The 15,813-nt window shown below is 42.7% G+C and carries 16 protein-coding genes; 6 read left to right on the top strand and 10 right to left on the bottom strand.

Annotated features, from left to right (window positions below; genetic code table 11):
• Window positions 1-83: 83 nt before the first annotated feature.
• Together V7R42_RS11075 and V7R42_RS11070 are read left to right on the top strand one after the other, a co-directional pair.
• Window positions 84-464 (top strand): VOC family protein, encoded by a 381-nt coding sequence (locus V7R42_RS11075; protein ID WP_334020274.1) that lies wholly within the window; start codon window positions 84-86, stop codon window positions 462-464.
• A gap of 39 nt (window positions 465-503) precedes the next feature.
• Window positions 504-839, top strand: coding sequence for a hypothetical protein (locus V7R42_RS11070; protein ID WP_334020273.1), 336 nt, complete (start codon window positions 504-506; stop codon window positions 837-839).
• A 15-nt stretch (window positions 840-854) separates the two neighbouring features.
• On the opposite strand, the gene V7R42_RS11065 is transcribed toward V7R42_RS11070, so the two are convergent.
• From V7R42_RS11065 to V7R42_RS11055, 3 genes are all read right to left on the bottom strand, one after another.
• The gene (locus V7R42_RS11065; RefSeq protein WP_334020272.1) at window positions 855-1,454 is read right to left on the bottom strand and encodes a DNA-3-methyladenine glycosylase; all 600 of its coding nucleotides are present in this window, start codon (window positions 1,452-1,454) and stop codon (window positions 855-857) included.
• Window positions 1,455-1,481: 27 nt separating this feature from the next.
• Window positions 1,482-1,700 carry a DUF2945 domain-containing protein gene (locus V7R42_RS11060; RefSeq protein ID WP_334020271.1) on the bottom strand — a complete coding sequence of 73 codons (219 nt, stop codon included), beginning with the start codon at window positions 1,698-1,700 and terminating at the stop codon, window positions 1,482-1,484.
• A gap of 118 nt (window positions 1,701-1,818) precedes the next feature.
• Window positions 1,819-2,703 carry an EamA family transporter gene (locus V7R42_RS11055; RefSeq protein ID WP_334020270.1) on the bottom strand — a complete coding sequence of 295 codons (885 nt, stop codon included), beginning with the start codon at window positions 2,701-2,703 and terminating at the stop codon, window positions 1,819-1,821.
• 202 nt (window positions 2,704-2,905) lie between these two features.
• Here V7R42_RS11055 and V7R42_RS11050 point away from each other — a divergent pair, with 202 nt between their 5' ends.
• Entirely contained in the window at window positions 2,906-3,367 is a 462-nt protein-coding gene (locus V7R42_RS11050) for a GyrI-like domain-containing protein (RefSeq protein WP_334020269.1), read from the top strand.
• Window positions 3,368-3,639: 272 nt separating this feature from the next.
• Here the strand turns inward: V7R42_RS11050 and V7R42_RS11045 are convergent, their stop codons facing one another.
• The 3 genes from V7R42_RS11045 to V7R42_RS11035 form a co-directional block, all read right to left on the bottom strand.
• Window positions 3,640-4,680 carry a methionine synthase gene (locus tag V7R42_RS11045; RefSeq protein ID WP_334020268.1) on the bottom strand — a complete coding sequence of 347 codons (1,041 nt, stop codon included), beginning with the start codon at window positions 4,678-4,680 and terminating at the stop codon, window positions 3,640-3,642.
• Window positions 4,681-4,818: 138 nt separating this feature from the next.
• Window positions 4,819-5,793 carry a DUF1852 domain-containing protein gene (locus V7R42_RS11040; RefSeq protein WP_438823652.1) on the bottom strand — a complete coding sequence of 325 codons (975 nt, stop codon included), beginning with the start codon at window positions 5,791-5,793 and terminating at the stop codon, window positions 4,819-4,821.
• Window positions 5,794-5,955: 162 nt separating this feature from the next.
• On the bottom strand, window positions 5,956-6,534 hold the full coding sequence (locus V7R42_RS11035; RefSeq protein WP_334020266.1) for a GrpB family protein: 579 nt from the start codon (window positions 6,532-6,534) through the stop codon (window positions 5,956-5,958).
• A gap of 175 nt (window positions 6,535-6,709) precedes the next feature.
• Between V7R42_RS11035 and V7R42_RS11030 the strand changes: the two genes are divergently transcribed.
• The gene (locus V7R42_RS11030) at window positions 6,710-6,919 is read left to right on the top strand and encodes a sterol desaturase family protein (RefSeq protein ID WP_334020265.1); all 210 of its coding nucleotides are present in this window, start codon (window positions 6,710-6,712) and stop codon (window positions 6,917-6,919) included.
• A gap of 71 nt (window positions 6,920-6,990) precedes the next feature.
• Here V7R42_RS11030 and V7R42_RS11025 read toward each other — a convergent pair whose 3' ends face one another.
• The 3 genes from V7R42_RS11025 to V7R42_RS11015 form a co-directional block, all read right to left on the bottom strand.
• A complete protein-coding gene (locus V7R42_RS11025) occupies window positions 6,991-9,324 on the bottom strand; it encodes a CehA/McbA family metallohydrolase (protein ID WP_334020264.1) in 2,334 nt (777 codons plus the stop codon).
• Window positions 9,325-9,444: 120 nt separating this feature from the next.
• Window positions 9,445-11,808, bottom strand: a complete 2,364-nt coding sequence (locus V7R42_RS11020; protein ID WP_334020263.1) for a TonB-dependent receptor domain-containing protein — start codon at window positions 11,806-11,808, stop codon at window positions 9,445-9,447.
• Window positions 11,809-12,546: 738 nt separating this feature from the next.
• The gene (locus V7R42_RS11015; protein WP_334020262.1) at window positions 12,547-13,233 is read right to left on the bottom strand and encodes a helix-turn-helix transcriptional regulator; all 687 of its coding nucleotides are present in this window, start codon (window positions 13,231-13,233) and stop codon (window positions 12,547-12,549) included.
• Window positions 13,234-13,353: 120 nt separating this feature from the next.
• Between V7R42_RS11015 and V7R42_RS11010 the strand changes: the two genes are divergently transcribed.
• Window positions 13,354-13,740: a VOC family protein gene (locus tag V7R42_RS11010; RefSeq protein WP_334020261.1), complete on the top strand. Its 387-nt coding sequence runs from the start codon at window positions 13,354-13,356 to the stop codon at window positions 13,738-13,740.
• A 147-nt stretch (window positions 13,741-13,887) separates the two neighbouring features.
• On the opposite strand, the gene V7R42_RS11005 is transcribed toward V7R42_RS11010, so the two are convergent.
• Window positions 13,888-14,151 carry a DUF7218 family protein gene (locus V7R42_RS11005; protein ID WP_334020260.1) on the bottom strand — a complete coding sequence of 88 codons (264 nt, stop codon included), beginning with the start codon at window positions 14,149-14,151 and terminating at the stop codon, window positions 13,888-13,890.
• A gap of 372 nt (window positions 14,152-14,523) precedes the next feature.
• Between V7R42_RS11005 and V7R42_RS11000 the strand changes: the two genes are divergently transcribed.
• Entirely contained in the window at window positions 14,524-15,705 is a 1,182-nt protein-coding gene (locus V7R42_RS11000; RefSeq protein ID WP_334020259.1) for a pyridoxal phosphate-dependent aminotransferase, read from the top strand.
• Window positions 15,706-15,813 lie beyond the last annotated feature (108 nt).

Here is a 15,813-nt window from a genome sequence, read left to right as displayed (position 1 = left end):
ATTATATTGACTGGATGCTGGCCTTTTGGGTGCAAACCGCTAGGCTGGTGTCTTTTAAAATTTTACAAAAGGAGCAAGCTTTCATGGAATTGAATCAAGTTACATTACCCGTTACCAATATGGTCGAAGCGGTGGAGTTTTACCTTACACTTGGGTTCACTCAAATTGTAGATACACCGCATTATGCCAGATTTACGTGCCCTAAAGGCTCGTCTACTTTTTCGCTCTCTTTAGAAAACGAAAGTGCTCAAAATCATAGTGTGATCTATTTCGAACACGAGGCGTTAGACGAGCTGTATACCTCTCTTGTGGAAAAAGGTATTCGTTTTGAGCAGCCGCCAACTGAGCAACGCTACCTGTGGACAGAAGCCATTTTAAAAGATCCATCTGGCAACAAGATAAAGCTGTACTGGGCAGGAGAGAATAGAGTGAACCCGCCTTGGAAAGTAGAAATAAAGCAGTAATTATTTGAATAAACATCCCAAGAATAACCGAGATCACCAGTGACAGAACCCCAAATAAGCGTGCACTTTCGCTTACCAACGTTAGATGCCATGCAAGCATACACGCTAAAGCGTGAAATAGAAGGAGCTTACTTTATTAAGCGTGATGAATGTGTTGATGAAAAAAGCTCAGATGTGTTCGTTGGCATGGTGCCTTTAAAAGAAAGCCTGTTCGACGAACTTAATGACTACGTTATTCGCCAGCAAATTCAATATGATGACTGCGATATTTTTGTCGAAGCAAAAAATGTTAACGGTGATATCGCTGTGCCGAGGGTGGTAAACAAATTGCTCAAATACATCGACTGCAAGCTGACTTTCGCTTTTGCGAACTAGTCTCAATTAACTGGGCTACTTGAGCGTGAACCGCCAAGGCAAGGTTGTGTCATCCCGTGCACCTTGCTTACCGGTTTGATCGTCTTTTGCGTAGTCTATGCCAATGCGAGGCGAACTAGTGATGTGTTCACTAGCAATAGTATGGTTACTTTCCTCAATCCAAATCAAAGTGTTATTCAACACAGGCTCACCGTTAAGCGCAGGTGTTATCGCCAGAGACTGTGTCAGCTTAGCTGGACCGTCACATAGGTTACGCAATGGTGTGCTCACTCCACGACGCTCACGCATTTTGTCGACACCTTCTGTAGGCTTGATTACTCGGATCAGAACTGAATCAGTATGGTCAGCTTCATTTGTGACAATATTCAACATGCTGTGAGAACCATAAATGGTATAGATGTAAGCAATGCCGCCTTGCTTTTTAAGTGTTGTTAATGAGGAAGGGCGTCGCAAAAGGTGTTTTTGCATGGCTAAGTCTCGGTGACCACGATAGGCTTCAGTTTCCGCAATCATTCCCCCGGTTAGTACGCCGTCGACCTTACTAAAAAGGAAGCAACCAATAAGCGATTTCGCTACATTGACGACATCGCTACCTGTGCAAAAAGAACGCTGCATTTTTGTTTAGGCGTATCAATAAACAGATTAAGACGATTTCGTAATTTCACTGTGAGATTTCAGCACTTTACTGCCGTCGTCCTGTTCAATGAGATAGGCAGGGTCGCTATCGCTTGCCTCTCGTTTTACCGATGAACCTTTAATTGTGCGCTCCACATCGCTAGTAAATTTTTCTCTGATATTGCCCGTGGCACTGCCGTTACCCCATTTCCACTCCACTTCTGTGTTCACCGCGTAATGTTTCATCGTTACTCCTTGTGCCGTTAATTTAACAGTTTACATAGTAGTTAAACGAGACGGCTAGGGTAAGGGTTCACAAAGAGGGATAATGTGAATGGGGACAACGTAAGGTAAGCTTGAAACCCTAAGATAGGGTTTCAATTTGTTTTTCTTTCGGTACTTGCTTTTGCGTAGTAGAACTTCCTGCGGTTGCAATAACAACTAAAGCTACGGCAAACCATTGTGAAAGCGTAAGAGTTTCATCAATAATGATAAACGCTGCTATGGCTGCAACAGCAGGCTCAACACTCATCATAATACTGAAGGTTTGCTTTGGCATGTTGCGCATAGCGCTCATCTCTAAGGTATAAGGGATAGCCGATGAAAAAATACCTACAGCGCAGCCTATTAAAATGACGTCTGAAGATAGTAAAGCACTACCTTGGCTAAATGCGCCAATGGGAACCACACAAATAGCTGCCACTAGCATGCCTAAGGTTACCGTAATACCGCCAGAACCTTCGCTGCCTGTTTTGTTTCCAAATACGATATAACCGGCCCAAAACGCGCCAGCTGTAAGGGCAAGAATAACGCCTACCGGATTTAAGCTTTCAGCTGATGCGCCGCCAATATCTGGAAGCAATAAACAAACACCAGCAACAGCTAAAATCGCCCACGCAACGTCTCGCTTTTTTCTGGCACTAAAAAACGCCACAGCCAATGGCCCAGTGAACTCAAGCGCAACACCTATGCCAAGGGGAATGCGCTCAATCGCAAGATAGAAGATGATATTCATTGCACCTAAGCAAGTTCCGTAGAAGACAACGTTACGCCATCCTTTCGCACTTAAACGTGCTCGCCAAGGCCTAAAAATTATCGTTAACACCAATGCGGCGAAAAACGCACGTAGCGCGCTGGTGCCCTCTGGTCCAACGATAGGAAAGAGTTGCTTCGCAAACGATGCACCAGATTGAATGGTCATCATCGCTAAAAGTACGGCGACGATAGCGAGTAAAAAACGTTGATTCACAATGTATTACAACTTGGATAAGGCAAAATTAAATTATATTGGTTCTAAGAACGAAATGCGCGTTGAAAAGTGAAAATTGCCAAATTTTACATTTAATTACCGCGTGTTATTCGTTAAACGAAAGGTGTTAAATAATAGGCAGATGTGTACTATTACTAAAATTCAGAACAAGGTTCTCTATTTTAGTAATGGGATTAAACATATGGAAGTTAAATACCTGTCTTCACCAATAGAAATTCAAGGCTTTTCGGTGGTGACGAATAACCACGCTGAATTCTCTTCACAGGGTAAGATCCCTGCGCTTTGGCAACGATTTGATAATGCGATACCTGTTAATTATAAAGGCGGCGAGCGTGTATATGGCGTGTATTTTAACTACGAATCAGATCACACCGGTGACTTTTCGGTACTAGCAGGATTTGATGGTAGTTCGGTTCCCGAAAGTCTAGCGATTGAACGAATCACCATTCCTTCAGGAAAGTACCTTGTTTTTTCGAAACAAGGTGACATGCCTCAAATTGCTATTGATGCTTGGAGTGATGTTTGGTCCTATTTTGTGCAAGAAGATACCCAAAGAAGGGCTGAATACGAAAGGGCATTCACAGTAGATTTCGAGCACTACGTGAACGGCAATCATATTGATGTGTACATAGCGATAAAGTAGTGTTTTGAATAAAGGCTAGGGGATCTTTCGCAACAGCCAGATCTTCAGTACCCGTAATTAGTCCTGATTGGTCTGTCGAAAATGTGTTAGCCAGCGACGCTAAGCGTAGCTAACGCTGCCTCTAAAATCTTACTGACCGCTTCGACATCGTCAGATAGTGTAAATATACTTAGTTCTCTAAACTAGCGATAACTGTGAAGATAGCAAGCCCGCATATGCAGGCTTGACTTTTCATTATGAGCGGTAGAAAACGGAGGTGGCAAACAATAGGGCTAAGCAGAACGCTTGAGCGCTAATTCCTGTCTCACTAATTCAGCGCCTGCGCTGAGCGCTTCAAGCTTGCCTCGAGCAACCTTTCGTGAGAGGGGAGCCATACCACAATTTGTACAAGGGTAGAGCTTGTCGGCATCCACGTACTTTAATGCTTCACGCAATGTAACAGCTACTTCTTCTGGCGTCTCTATCTTGTCAGTTGCAACATCAATAGCGCCCACCATCACTTTTTTGCCTTTAAGAAGCGAAATTAGTTCAATTGGCACGTGGGAGTTGTGGCACTCCAGCGAAACCATATCAATATTCGACTTTGCTAGCTTAGGAAAGCTCTCTTCATATTGTCGCCACTCAGAGCCTAGCGTTTTCTTCCAATCCGTATTGGCTTTAATGCCATATCCATAGCAAATGTGAACAGCAGTTTCACATTTTAGCCCTTCAATAGCACGCTCTAATGCGGCAATACCCCATTCATTAACTTCATCGAAGAATACGTTAAACGAAGGTTCATCAAACTGGATAATGTCAACACCAGCCGCCTCAAGTTCCTTCGCCTCTTGGTTTAAAATTTTAGCGAATTCCCACGCGAGCTTTTCGCGACTTTTATAGTGGTCGTCGTACAAAGTATCAACCATGGTCATTGGCCCGGGTAACGCCCATTTAATAGGCTGGTCGGTTTGGCTTCTTAAAAACTTAGCATCCTCAACAAACACCGATTGTGGTCGAGTAACTGCTTGGGTTACAACAGGCACACTAGCGTCGTAACGATTGCGAATTCGAACGGTTTTACGATTTTCAAAATCAACACCGTCAAGGTGTTCAATAAATGTGGTTACAAAGTGCTGACGGGTTTGCTCTCCGTCACACACGATATCGATACCTGATACTGTTTGTTCTTGAAGCGTAACGCGAAGCGCGTCTTTTTTACCTTCATCAAGTGCTTCATCTTCTAACTTCCACGGCGACCATAAGGTTTCAGGCTGGGCCAGCCAAGATGGTTTTGGAAGACTGCCGGCAATAGAGGTGGGGAGTAATTTTTTCATGTGATGTGTTTCTTTTAATCAGTAATTCGTTTGGATGCATTAAGGGCAGGTCGCGCTGCCCTTATCATAATTGTTCTAGCTTACACTTGAGCTATTTAAATATGGCGAGCACAAGTTGCTAGTACCACGGTGAACTTATCAGGCGTAGCTTGCCGTGAATTGCGCTAACTTGTGTTCATAAGGCTTGATAAAGTTTTCTTCTACAAACTTGCCTTGCTCAATGGCCAGCTGAGTACGCTCTTCTCGGTCATACACGACGCGAGTTACTGAGTGGTCGCTATTGTTTAAATTCGGTTTGTAGCTTAAACCTGCTTGCGCGTTAGCGTTATAGATTTCAGGGCGATAGATCTTCTGAAACGTTTCCATCGTCGCGATAGTGCTTATAAGTTCTAGGTTTGTGTAGTCGTTGAGTAAGTCGCCGAAGAAATAAAATGCGAAAGGCGCAGCACTGTTAGGCGGCATAAAATAACGCACATTCAAGCCCATCTTTTTAAAATACTGCTCGGTTAACGACGACTCGTTAGGTTGATATTCTACACCTAGAACCGGGTGCTGATTTTCTGTTCTACGGTAGGTTTTATTATCGGAAACACTCAAACAAATTACCGGAAGCTTTGAGAAATGTGCTTTATAGGCTTCTGAGTTTACGAAATACTGGAACAGCTTACCGTGTAAATCGCCAAAGTCGTTAGGTACACTGAAGGACGACTGGCCGCGGTTATGATTAGATAGACGGACGCTAAAATCATAGTCGCGAACATAAGATGAGAAGTTGTTGCCCACAATACCTTGGGTACGCTTTCCCGTTTGTTTATCGATTATGTTGGTTTGCAATATTTCGATAGTAGGGAAGGTGTTGCCGTTACCCTCTACATCAATATCAACTGATACAATTTCTAGTTCAACGGCATAGCGATCGCCACGTTCATTGTCCCAGCTAGCTAAGGCGTTAAAGCGGTTGTTTATCATGCTCAGTGCATCGCGCAAATTTTCCTTGCGGCGTTGACCGCGGGCCAAGTTAGCAAAGTTAGTGGTGATGCGCGTGTTGTCTGAAGGGCGATAATCTTCATTAAACTGAACGCTGTTAATAGTAAAAGAGAAATTTGTGTCCACGTTATTGTTCATGAGAATGCGCTTCTATTCCTAAGATTAAACCGAGTATCATAATTGCTGTAAAAGCTATACATACGTTATACGTGGGTTTAACTATGAACAAAAATGACTTATTTTCATTTTGTTATGAAAATTTTTCATGCATGAGGCGTTAGTGAGGTTTTACTTAGTGGTGTCTGCCCAACGCTTAGCACTAATCATAATGAGGTCACAGACGGGATCTTTCAGTTGTGAATATAAATCTCTATCGTCAGGAATTTGAGAGGCAAGGGTTTGCTTAAAGGTCGCATAAGCCTTTGCAGCGCTGTTATCAATTCTGAGGTAATCTCTGAACAGCAGTGCATACTTAAAGTTTTTTGCGCCTACTTTTCGAATATGAATATTGGCTTTGAACGACCATTTTTCAGTTTTTCCGGGCAGGTAAATTTTTTGCCAGTCTGCCTGATGCGTTTCGTTGGGTGGTAAATGGTCTTCACTCATGTAAGCGTTAGGTAAATTTAGGTTACCTATTTGCTGATTTATCGTGTTGCAGATAGCAGAGGATATTTCAGTAACCCCAATTTGAATATCGATACGATCTTTCGCTGGCATGCGGGGAATAGACGTGGAGCCAATATGATCTATACAAATGCTGATATCGCCTAAAGCAGCAGATAAACCGTGCTTAGCGATTTCAAACTGTTCAAGCCATGCTTTTTTATAGGGCACAATTTTAACTTCATCTCGCTCTCGGTGTTTCATAGTGCACCCCTTATGCAGGAATTAATAAGCTTCGTAGTTTTCTATTTTAGAAACAAGAAGGTAGCAAATTGTAACAACTTAAACCATTTCGCATGTTTATTAATCAAATTCGCTCTAGTAAGGTGCGATAACCTAGAGCGGTGTGTGATGCAAGTACACACAACGAATTTCGCAGATGGAAGTGAATTATAAAACAACTAATCGTTACCATATTCATCATCACTCTCGCGTTATCAGTGAAAGCAACACTAACTATGGCTGCGTATGCATTGTATGGGATCGTTTATTTGGCACATTCAAAGACGCAGATACAAAAGATACTGGCATTGATGATGTTCAGCCGAGTTATACATCGCTTATTCTTATGCCCTTTAAACGCCGATAAAGAGTTACCAAAGCCGCAGCAACGATAAGCGCTAGGCGGCTTTCACTATCACATTCAAGAAAATTTAAAAGCTAAAACTGGTTTTCTTCCACCATTTTTAACCAAATTGGGTTTGAGTAAGCTTTTCTTCCTTTCATATCTTCTAACTCAATGGCAACCCAACCAGACATCATTGGAAGGGAAAAGGTCACTGTTTTGTGTTTGCCAGTTAAGTCCCGTTGTTCAATGATACTAGCACCTTCAGGCGTCTCAGACTTTTCATCGATAAATGTACTACCGATAAGTTTTATGTTTTTAAGCCCGTTCACTGCGGCTACATCGAGCGCTATAGATTGCGAATGACGTTGTGCTAGTTTAAGCGTATCACCGAACATGAAATTTTGTGGATACATAATAGGACCAAATGACACGTAAGCTTTACCACTTTTTAATGCGTCGGCATAACTCTTTGCACTTGGCTTATCGACAGTATGAGCGAACATTCGATTTAACCCACTCGTTTCGTTTAATACGTCGTGGGTATCGGACCCGGCAGTTAGGTAATAGGGGAGCCCTTCAGACCAAAGTGCGTAAGCTTTGTTTAGTGTTGGCTCGTTAGGCACAACAGCATTGATTTCAAGCAAATCAATAGTAGGGTTAAAACCACCCGGCGCAGTTCCTTTACCTAAACTACTAAAGTAGCCGTAGGGAATGAAAGGGTGGTTCGATGCGATAACCGTTGCTCCCATACGTCGAGCGTCTTCAATAATACTGTGAATATCATCTTTTCCTGGATCTATCGATAACTCAGCGCCTTCATCAATAGGAAAGGCATTAAAGTGGCCCCATGATGGTGAAATTTCTATAGAAGGAATAAACGGCACGGCTCTTTTATCAGCAAGAATTTGTATCGCTTTGTTGTTCTTGGTCGAGTCGTGATCGCTTACAAACAGTACGTCTAAGCCAGACGCAAGTTGTGATCTAACAAGGTATTCAGGTGATGTAGACCCTTCTAGTACATCTGCATGGTGATGTAAATCAGCGGAATACCAGCCTTTAAGAGTAGGGTAGGTCATTACATCAATAGCGGTATTAAGCATTATAGTCTCACGGGCCAGAACTTTAGCTGATACCAACTGGGCTGAAGCGTTAAATTCATCTCCATATGACACTCTAAGTTGGTAATTGCCGGGCGCTAAAGTAAATTCAGCGTGTCCTTTATTGTTTAGCTCGGTAAAAAATGAAGGCGCACCCAAGTATTGAATAAGTGGCTGCTTGCCTTTTGCAATGGTTATTTTGGCGTCTAACGGAGACTTATTGTTTTCATCAGTTACTTTAAGACTTACTGTACCTGGCTCTTCTAATTCATTAAAAGATAATGATGTGGTTTCATTTTCGGTAATTGTTATGGTGTGGGTAGGGCTATCGGAATAATGCTTACCTGTAGCGTACACTTCATATTCGCCTACGGGTAAATCAAATTTATAGTTCCCTTTTTCTGCTAGACCCCACATGTACGGCACGTTATCTTTGTGCACTACAACGGCAGCCGATGTAACATGTTTACCAGACGCTGATGAAATTGTGCCACTAATGGTGCCTTTTATCATTTTTTCACGTGCTATTTCGGCTGCCATCACGGGAGCTAGGTCACCGCTACTAAGCACTTGATAGGCGCCAGAAAACGTAATGCTTTCGTTGCTTTTTAGACTATGTTTCGCATAGAGATCACGGGATTGGTTATGCGCTTCGTTCATGTAAGGCGCATGCAGCGCGATGGCCCAATCTTCGTTATAGCCTACGAAGCGATCAGACATCCACTTATTACTGGCAGAGCTTGACGCTTTTTTGCTTTGTTGTTTTTCTCTATTCTCAAATTTAGGTACGCCAAACTTGAAGCCGGAATCAGGCCACAACGTATAGCCCGAGGTTAAAGTTACAGCGCTATCACCTGAATTGGTCATAGTTGTTGAAACCTGTATTAAGTCTGAACCTGAGGTGAGCGTGTATTGGGTGTTAATGGTAACGTCTGAAAAATCCCGCGTAATATTAACTATCGCTTCATCGTTACTGTCTTTGATTATCTCAACATTGTGATAAGTATTAGGCCAGCTCGACCAAGCGTTAGGGATAAAGTCAGCGAATGCTACGCGGTCGTTACTTAATGAGCCATCGGGCAATACGTTGGCGATATCGACAATACAGCCGGGAGCTACACCCCATGGAGGCGCAGAACCTATCGAGATAGAAAAAGCCAGCTTATCGTTTTTTATCGTTAAATCGTTTGGTGCACTCGCATTTCCGTGTGGAATACTCGTTATACCTTTTTCAATACTTACTGAGGCGAAAGATACGGGGGCGAAGACAGTGTTGGAGAGAAACGTAAATGTAAATAAAAGAAGTGAATTGAGCGAAGTTTTTTGCACGAACCTTACCTTACGCAGGCAATAGCGCCTGGCTTTGTTTGTTAGGGTATGACGATATAGAGCTTAAGAAATCAAAAGGCCACGATCAGTAAGCTAACCGCGGCCGTAATTATTGTTACGTTACATCACAAATTTAGCATTTAGTGCTGCAATACGAGGCGCGCCGATCCACCCGGCGTTTGGTGCGATTGAACCAAGGTACTTTTCATCAAATACATTGTTTATTGTGAAACTAAGCTCAATGCTATCTAAGCCACCGCCTATGTCATAAATTGTCTTTCCTAAATATAGGTCACTGACAACATAGGAATCAGTTTCTTGCGTATTGGCCTGGTCTAGGAAGCGCTCACCCACATATTTGGTGCTGATACCTGCGTAAAAATCGTTTTTCGCGTAGTCGAAACTCACTACAATCATATCTTCTGGTGTACCAATTACGGTATTACCACTGAACTCATCATCGGTATAAGTTGAGTCGTTCTTAGTGTAAGAAACGTAAAGGCCCAGATTATCGGTGATGCTATAGTCGATAGAGGCTTCGATACCATCTGATTCAATACCGCCGTCATTGATATAGCCACCTGCTGCCGCTTCTAAGAAATCAATACCAGATACGTCTTCATTACTTACAAAAGTAATTCGGTTTTCGAACTTGATGTTGTAGTAGGTCAAGCTGGCGTTAAAACCTGGTGTAGAATATCGAAGACCAATATCGATGTTATCAGCGGTTTCAGGCTCTACTGCACTCACGTCGGTATCGTCACGTTCCAGTACAGCGTCTTTTACCGCAGCAAAGTTTTCAGCATAACCACCAAAAAGCTCTAATCCACGTATTGGAAGTGGGGCTACAAAGCCGGCAGAAAGCAATACGTCAGAGTCAGAAGAAACATTTAAGTCGTTCTCAGGAACAAACTGGTCTTCTTTCGACACATCGACATTAAATTGTTTAGCACCTAAACGTACTTTAACAAAACCAGCATCAAGCTCGTTTTCGATATAGTACATGAGTGTTTCTACAGGGAATTCACGGTCGTATTGGATCCAATAGGGCGTGTTTTCGGCACGAGGGCCTGTAGCTGCATCAATAGTTTTATGCCAGTCACGGTATTCAGAACGCTCATAGTCTTCGTACCAGAAACCACCACGTAGCATGTTATCCATATCAGAAACAGTGGTGTACCAAACGAAGTCACCATTTACCCCGTAACGCTTTTTATCGTAGTGGGTGTGGCGTTGCGAGCTGACTGGGATTGCTCCCTGCTCATAGCAACCTGGGTCCATTTCTGGTCCTCCGCCACCATATGGAAAACTAATTGAGCTTGCACAACCTTCTAAAGGAGAAAGGGTCTCACCGTCACGATTTACGAAGTAAATAAAGCCTTGCGAAGAGCCACCATAGGCGGTAGTTGATGTATCTAACTCAGAATTTGGGTTGCCAATTCCGTCGTCTGTAACATCGGCAATGTAGTAGGGGATCCATTTACCAGCACCTTCATTTTCGTGATAGTAAACATTCGTGCTGAAATCTACGTTGCCTAGAGTAAAATCTGCTTTTAGATAAGTGAAGAAGTTTTCGCGCTCTGTAACCCAACCCTCACGAAAAACTTGGTCTTGATAAGGTATTCCAGACCAATCTTCAGTGAGGCCGTCCCACTCAGAATTCTGCTCATATTGAGCAAGACCGTAAATACGCTGATAAGTGTATTCTTGAGCATCGTCATAAGACACGTAACCAGTAATATCAACTTCGCCCACCCTTGAAATAATTTTACCTTCCAGATGATCGCGAGTGTTAGTGATAGAACCATCCATGTAATCGTCGTTTTGCTGAGTAGAAAGCGACATCCACGCAAACGTATCTTGTGCAATTTCACCAGTATCGTAGCGCACATATATTTTGTTCGCGTTATTTTCACCGATAGTAGTGCTTACCGTTAGTTGCTCGTCTAACGCAGGCATAATAGTCGTGAAGTCCATAGTGCCGCCAAGCGCTTCGTTAGAACGAGAGCTAATATCAGCTGTACCCTGTGAAACTTCTGTACTGCGTAAATTTTCTGTATCGATGTAGCGGCTCGCTTTTGTGCCGCCACCGTAGTTTGAGTTGCCATTTGAAATGCCATCCACGGTCATACCGATTTGCTGAGATTCCAGATTCAGCTGAAAGCCACGAATAGAGATACTGGTAGACCACTCATCTGAGCCGAATGGGTCGCCTTCGGTAACAAGTACACCTGGAAGGTTATCAATAAGTGCAAGTACACTTGTCATTGACGTTTGTTGCTTTTTCATTTCCGCTGACGCTGCACTGTTTGCGTATGAAACATTGCGACCAGTAACGATAATACTCTCAACATCCTTTTCTTCTTTTTCAATTTTTGATTGAGCGTTGGCTTCCTGTGCATAGGTATTGGCCGCAGTTAACGACATGGCTGAAATGACAGATAGCGCAATAATGCTCATCTTGTTCGGCGCATAAGTCTTCATGTGTCTTCCTTATCCGTTGAGTGTTGTGTTTTATCGAAAATTTGTGTTGTAAATAAATGTTTGTAATTACTAATCCCATCTTTGAAACATACCGTTCATTGATGGATTTCATATGTCATTTTTTTGTTAAATGAACGTTCAATTAAAATAAATAATAAGGCAATAGCTCTAATAGTTCAATGCAGTTGGGGGAAGAACGGTTATTAATAAATGTTAGAGTTGAATGTAAGTGTTGATTATTGGATTGTTAGGGGGCTTTTTGGGGAAAGGCATATTGTCCGGAGAAGTGCGTATTATCTAGGGTTTTAGCGAATGCTGAGTGCTTTGGGAAAATATAGCTATTTTAATTGAAGTAATGCAGGAACGAATTGGAAAATTAATTTAATAGAGTACTAATTATTTGTTTGGAAGGTTAAAAGAAGGGGATCTAGTTGAGATTTCAATGCACTCGCTGATTTTGTTTGGTGAAAATACAGTGCTTATGATATTTACAGTTTTGGCTGACTGGCTGGCGCAACGTATGAGGTTGTAGAAATGCGGTACGACGCATCACTGTATAGGAGAGAGTTTGTGCGAAGTAGGGTAACTAGATGTTTGTCCTTCGCAGCGACCTAGCATAGTGCAAAAACTGCTAATTCTTGCCGCGTTCGAGTTTTTGAGTTATTGATAGCGAAGTACGTTTCATCGTTGGGGTTCACTTAGGTAGGAGCGTGGACAAATAGCAGTTATTTCTTTGTTCTACACGCCGTCGCTGCTCGTTTTAAGGTAATCGACCAGTGTCTTACCTTTTTCGTCACGAAAACAGGAATTCAATTGCGTAAAGTGCTTAATTCTGTCCAGCCTGAAGTTTCTAAAGTCTTGGCGTAGTTCACACCACCCGCCAAGCAACCAAACAGGACTGAACGAGACAAGCGCTAACGGACGGATGGTTCGCTCAGTTTGATGCTCTTCTAAATCATAGTAGGTAAAGCTAACGTATTTCTTACGCCTAATGCACTCCCTCACTTCAGTAAAATTCACTTTCCAAGGTATTTTGTAACGGCTAGGGGCAGAAAATGTACTTATTTGAGTAAGTTCATGAAGCATTGGCGCTGTAAGCGTTGCTTGGATCTTAAAGTATGCGCTTTTGGCTTTTTGCGCAAACGCTTCATCAGTCCAATTGCTTACCATGCTTATGCCAAGTGCAATGGCTTCAATTTCGTCGGCATCAAACATAATTGGGGGGAGATGGTACTGTTTATTTATGATATAGCCCACACCCGCTTCGCCAGTAATAGGTGTACCTGCGTTTATTAAATCCTGAATATCTCGGTATATGGTGCGAGAGCTTACTTCAAAGGTATCGGCCAACGTGTCAGCGGTTATTGCCTGATGCATCCTTCTTAAATAGTGCACAATTTCGTTGAGTCGTTCTGCTTTTCGCATTACAGCCATCCGTTCGCTAAGAGGGAATATAAGGATAAGAAAACACTACTGACACTTACTGTCAGTAGTCAATGAATATGATGTACTTGCTGTAACTGATTTTTCAATAAGGAGATAAAAATGATTGGCTATATGTTGGTAGGAACAAACGATTTGGCTCGGGCGGGTGAGTTCTACGATGCGTTGCTTGGAACTATTGGTGCATCACGCTTTATGGAAGAAGACAACTATTTTATTGCGTGGGCACGAAAACCAGAAGAAACGTCTTTTGGTGTGACTATTCCTTTTGATAAACAGCCTGCTGAAAAAGGAAATGGCAATATGGCAGCGTTCTATCTTGAAACGCCAGATGAAGTAAAGGCGTTTTATGAAAAAGCACTATCGCTGGGTGGTACATGCGAAGGCGCTCCGGGCTTTAGGCCAGAAGATGCCGAAAAAGGGTTTTATGCAGGGTATTTCCGAGACTTGGACGGAAACAAACTCAATGGGTTTTGCATGGTAGAGTAGCGCGTGAAACCGCTATCCAGAAAACTTTAATCAGCAGTAGGCGGTAGACAACATTGTCGTAGTATGCCGCCAGTAACTACTTAGCGGTTAATACAGCCTATTGAAAGTTTGGCCACATATTTTGCTGTTAAGTTCGTCCGGTGGCAATTAGTGATGTCGCAGCGCATCTATTAACTCGTTTTTGCTCATTTTTGAACGGCCTTCAATATCTACTTCCTTGGCTTTTTGGTAAAGCTCATCTTTAGTACGGTCTTCATACTTTCTGCCTTTTCCGCCATCCTTCGACGGCGTTTGTTTGCTATTGGCTTGTGCGTTGGCAATACGCGCTGACTTTTCTTTACTATAACCTTCGTCGCGAAGGGCTTCGTAAGTATCGTCGTTTTTTATTTGATTACCGTGGTCCTTAGCCATATTGAACTCCTGTTTTACAAGGTAGGTGAAATGTTAATGTTGCTATGTTTCATACTCGGTATTTGTAAAGATGGATTAGGTTTGCATGACTAATGGATGATGCTTTCTAGATATTTCCGCAAGAAGAGTGCTTAGTAGTTGCTGCAAATACCAGAAAAAATGTCATTCATCGCAAACGACTGAATAATTTAGGTAGTACTGCACCGCAATGTAACGACTTAACACATTAAAACTTCTTATTTTGTCAATTTTAGTGCGTTTCATGCACGTAAAAAGTGCATGTAGGTCAATGGTTTAGCGTTATTAGGCTATTGCGTGTTCGAAATTAAGCCTTTAGTCTAAAGATATTGTGGATGGAAGGTAGAGCGAAATATGAATAAAAACATACAACAAACCACGGTGAACTCTTCACGTCGTAATTGGTTAAAGTCAGTGGGTTTAGGTGCAGGAGCGGTAGCACTAACAACCAGTGTCGATAGTATTGTCGGCGACCTTCGCGCAGCAGGTATGCAAACCGAACACTTTCCATCAGCTACCCCTAATGTGAACGACGGTCTTATTCGCTTATCGTCAAATGAAAATGCCTTTGGACCGTCAAAGAAAGCTGCAGAGGCGATGCAAAGTGAGCTCTTAAATCTCGCGCGTTATACCGACGCTACAGTTGAAGTGTTAGCACAGAAAATTGCTAAACAAGAAGGGGTGTCTGAGGACCAAATTGTAATAACAAATGGTTCATCACCTATTCTGTTTGGCTATGCTGACTGGATTACGAAAAATGGTAATAAGCTTGTGACGTCTATGGCAACTTATGAAGGTGTGCCGCGAGGCGCTGAATTCATGGGTGCAGAGGTAACTTACGTGCCGCTAGCGGATGATATGACTTTTGACTTGGATGCCATTGAAGCAGCAGTTACCGACGATACTACTGCCGTTTATGTGTGCAACCCAAATAATCCTACAGGCAGTATGGTAGACGCGGCTAGGTTAACTGCCTTTGCAAAACGCGTATCGAAGAAAGCACAGGTGTTCATTGATGAAGCCTACATTGAAATGTCTGATGCTTACCCAGCTAACGTGCAGTCGAAGCTAGTAGCAGAAGGGCACAATGTGGTGATTTGCCGCACGTTCTCTAAAATTCATGCGATGGCTGGCCAGCGTTTAGGCTATGCGATTATGCCTGCAGAACAAGCTAAAACCATGGGGCGTATGCTACGAATGGGCGGTGTGAATTACTTAGCACTAGTGGCTGGCATGGCAAGTATGGACGACCATGACAACTTAAATATGATGCGTTCACGTATTAAAACCGAGCGCGATAAATTAGTTAATGTAGCAAAAGAGCTTAGACGTCCTTACGCACCTAACCCACAAGGTAATTTTATTTATTTGGACACAGGTATGCCACACGATAAGTTTGCTGAAAAAATGAAGGCGCAAGGCATTAAAGTAGTAGGACGCACGTGGCCGGGATTCGATTCGTGGTCGCGTATTAGTGTTGGAACCCCCGCAGAAACAGATGCATGTGTTAAGGCACTTAACGCTGTTTTGGCATAAAAAACTACACGTGTGAAAAAAGCAAAAGGCTGAATATGATCCATATTCAGCCTTTTTCGTTTAAGCGGGTATGTTTTACTTTAACTTTAATTCTCAATAGTAAATGTA

The sequence above is a fragment of the Alteromonas sp. S015 genome, from assembly GCF_036864485.1.
Taxonomy (GTDB): domain Bacteria; phylum Pseudomonadota; class Gammaproteobacteria; order Enterobacterales; family Alteromonadaceae; genus Alteromonas.
This window is presented reverse-complemented; position numbering and strand designations above follow the sequence as displayed.

Coding starts and splice junctions, on each gene's coding strand:
- V7R42_RS11010 (WP_334020261.1), top strand. CDS start 13,354: ATGATTGGCTATATGTTGGTAGGAACAAACGATTTGGCTCGGGCGGGT.
- V7R42_RS11030 (WP_334020265.1), top strand. CDS start 6,710: ATGGAAGTGAATTATAAAACAACTAATCGTTACCATATTCATCATCAC.
- V7R42_RS11050 (WP_334020269.1), top strand. CDS start 2,906: ATGGAAGTTAAATACCTGTCTTCACCAATAGAAATTCAAGGCTTTTCG.
- V7R42_RS11065 (WP_334020272.1), bottom strand. CDS start 1,454: ATGCAGCGTTCTTTTTGCACAGGTAGCGATGTCGTCAATGTAGCGAAA.
- V7R42_RS11075 (WP_334020274.1), top strand. CDS start 84: ATGGAATTGAATCAAGTTACATTACCCGTTACCAATATGGTCGAAGCG.
- V7R42_RS11020 (WP_334020263.1), bottom strand. CDS start 11,808: ATGAAGACTTATGCGCCGAACAAGATGAGCATTATTGCGCTATCTGTC.
- V7R42_RS11045 (WP_334020268.1), bottom strand. CDS start 4,680: ATGAAAAAATTACTCCCCACCTCTATTGCCGGCAGTCTTCCAAAACCA.
- V7R42_RS11060 (WP_334020271.1), bottom strand. CDS start 1,700: ATGAAACATTACGCGGTGAACACAGAAGTGGAGTGGAAATGGGGTAAC.
- V7R42_RS11000 (WP_334020259.1), top strand. CDS start 14,524: ATGAATAAAAACATACAACAAACCACGGTGAACTCTTCACGTCGTAAT.
- V7R42_RS11015 (WP_334020262.1), bottom strand. CDS start 13,233: ATGCGAAAAGCAGAACGACTCAACGAAATTGTGCACTATTTAAGAAGG.
- V7R42_RS11005 (WP_334020260.1), bottom strand. CDS start 14,151: ATGGCTAAGGACCACGGTAATCAAATAAAAAACGACGATACTTACGAA.
- V7R42_RS11035 (WP_334020266.1), bottom strand. CDS start 6,534: ATGAAACACCGAGAGCGAGATGAAGTTAAAATTGTGCCCTATAAAAAA.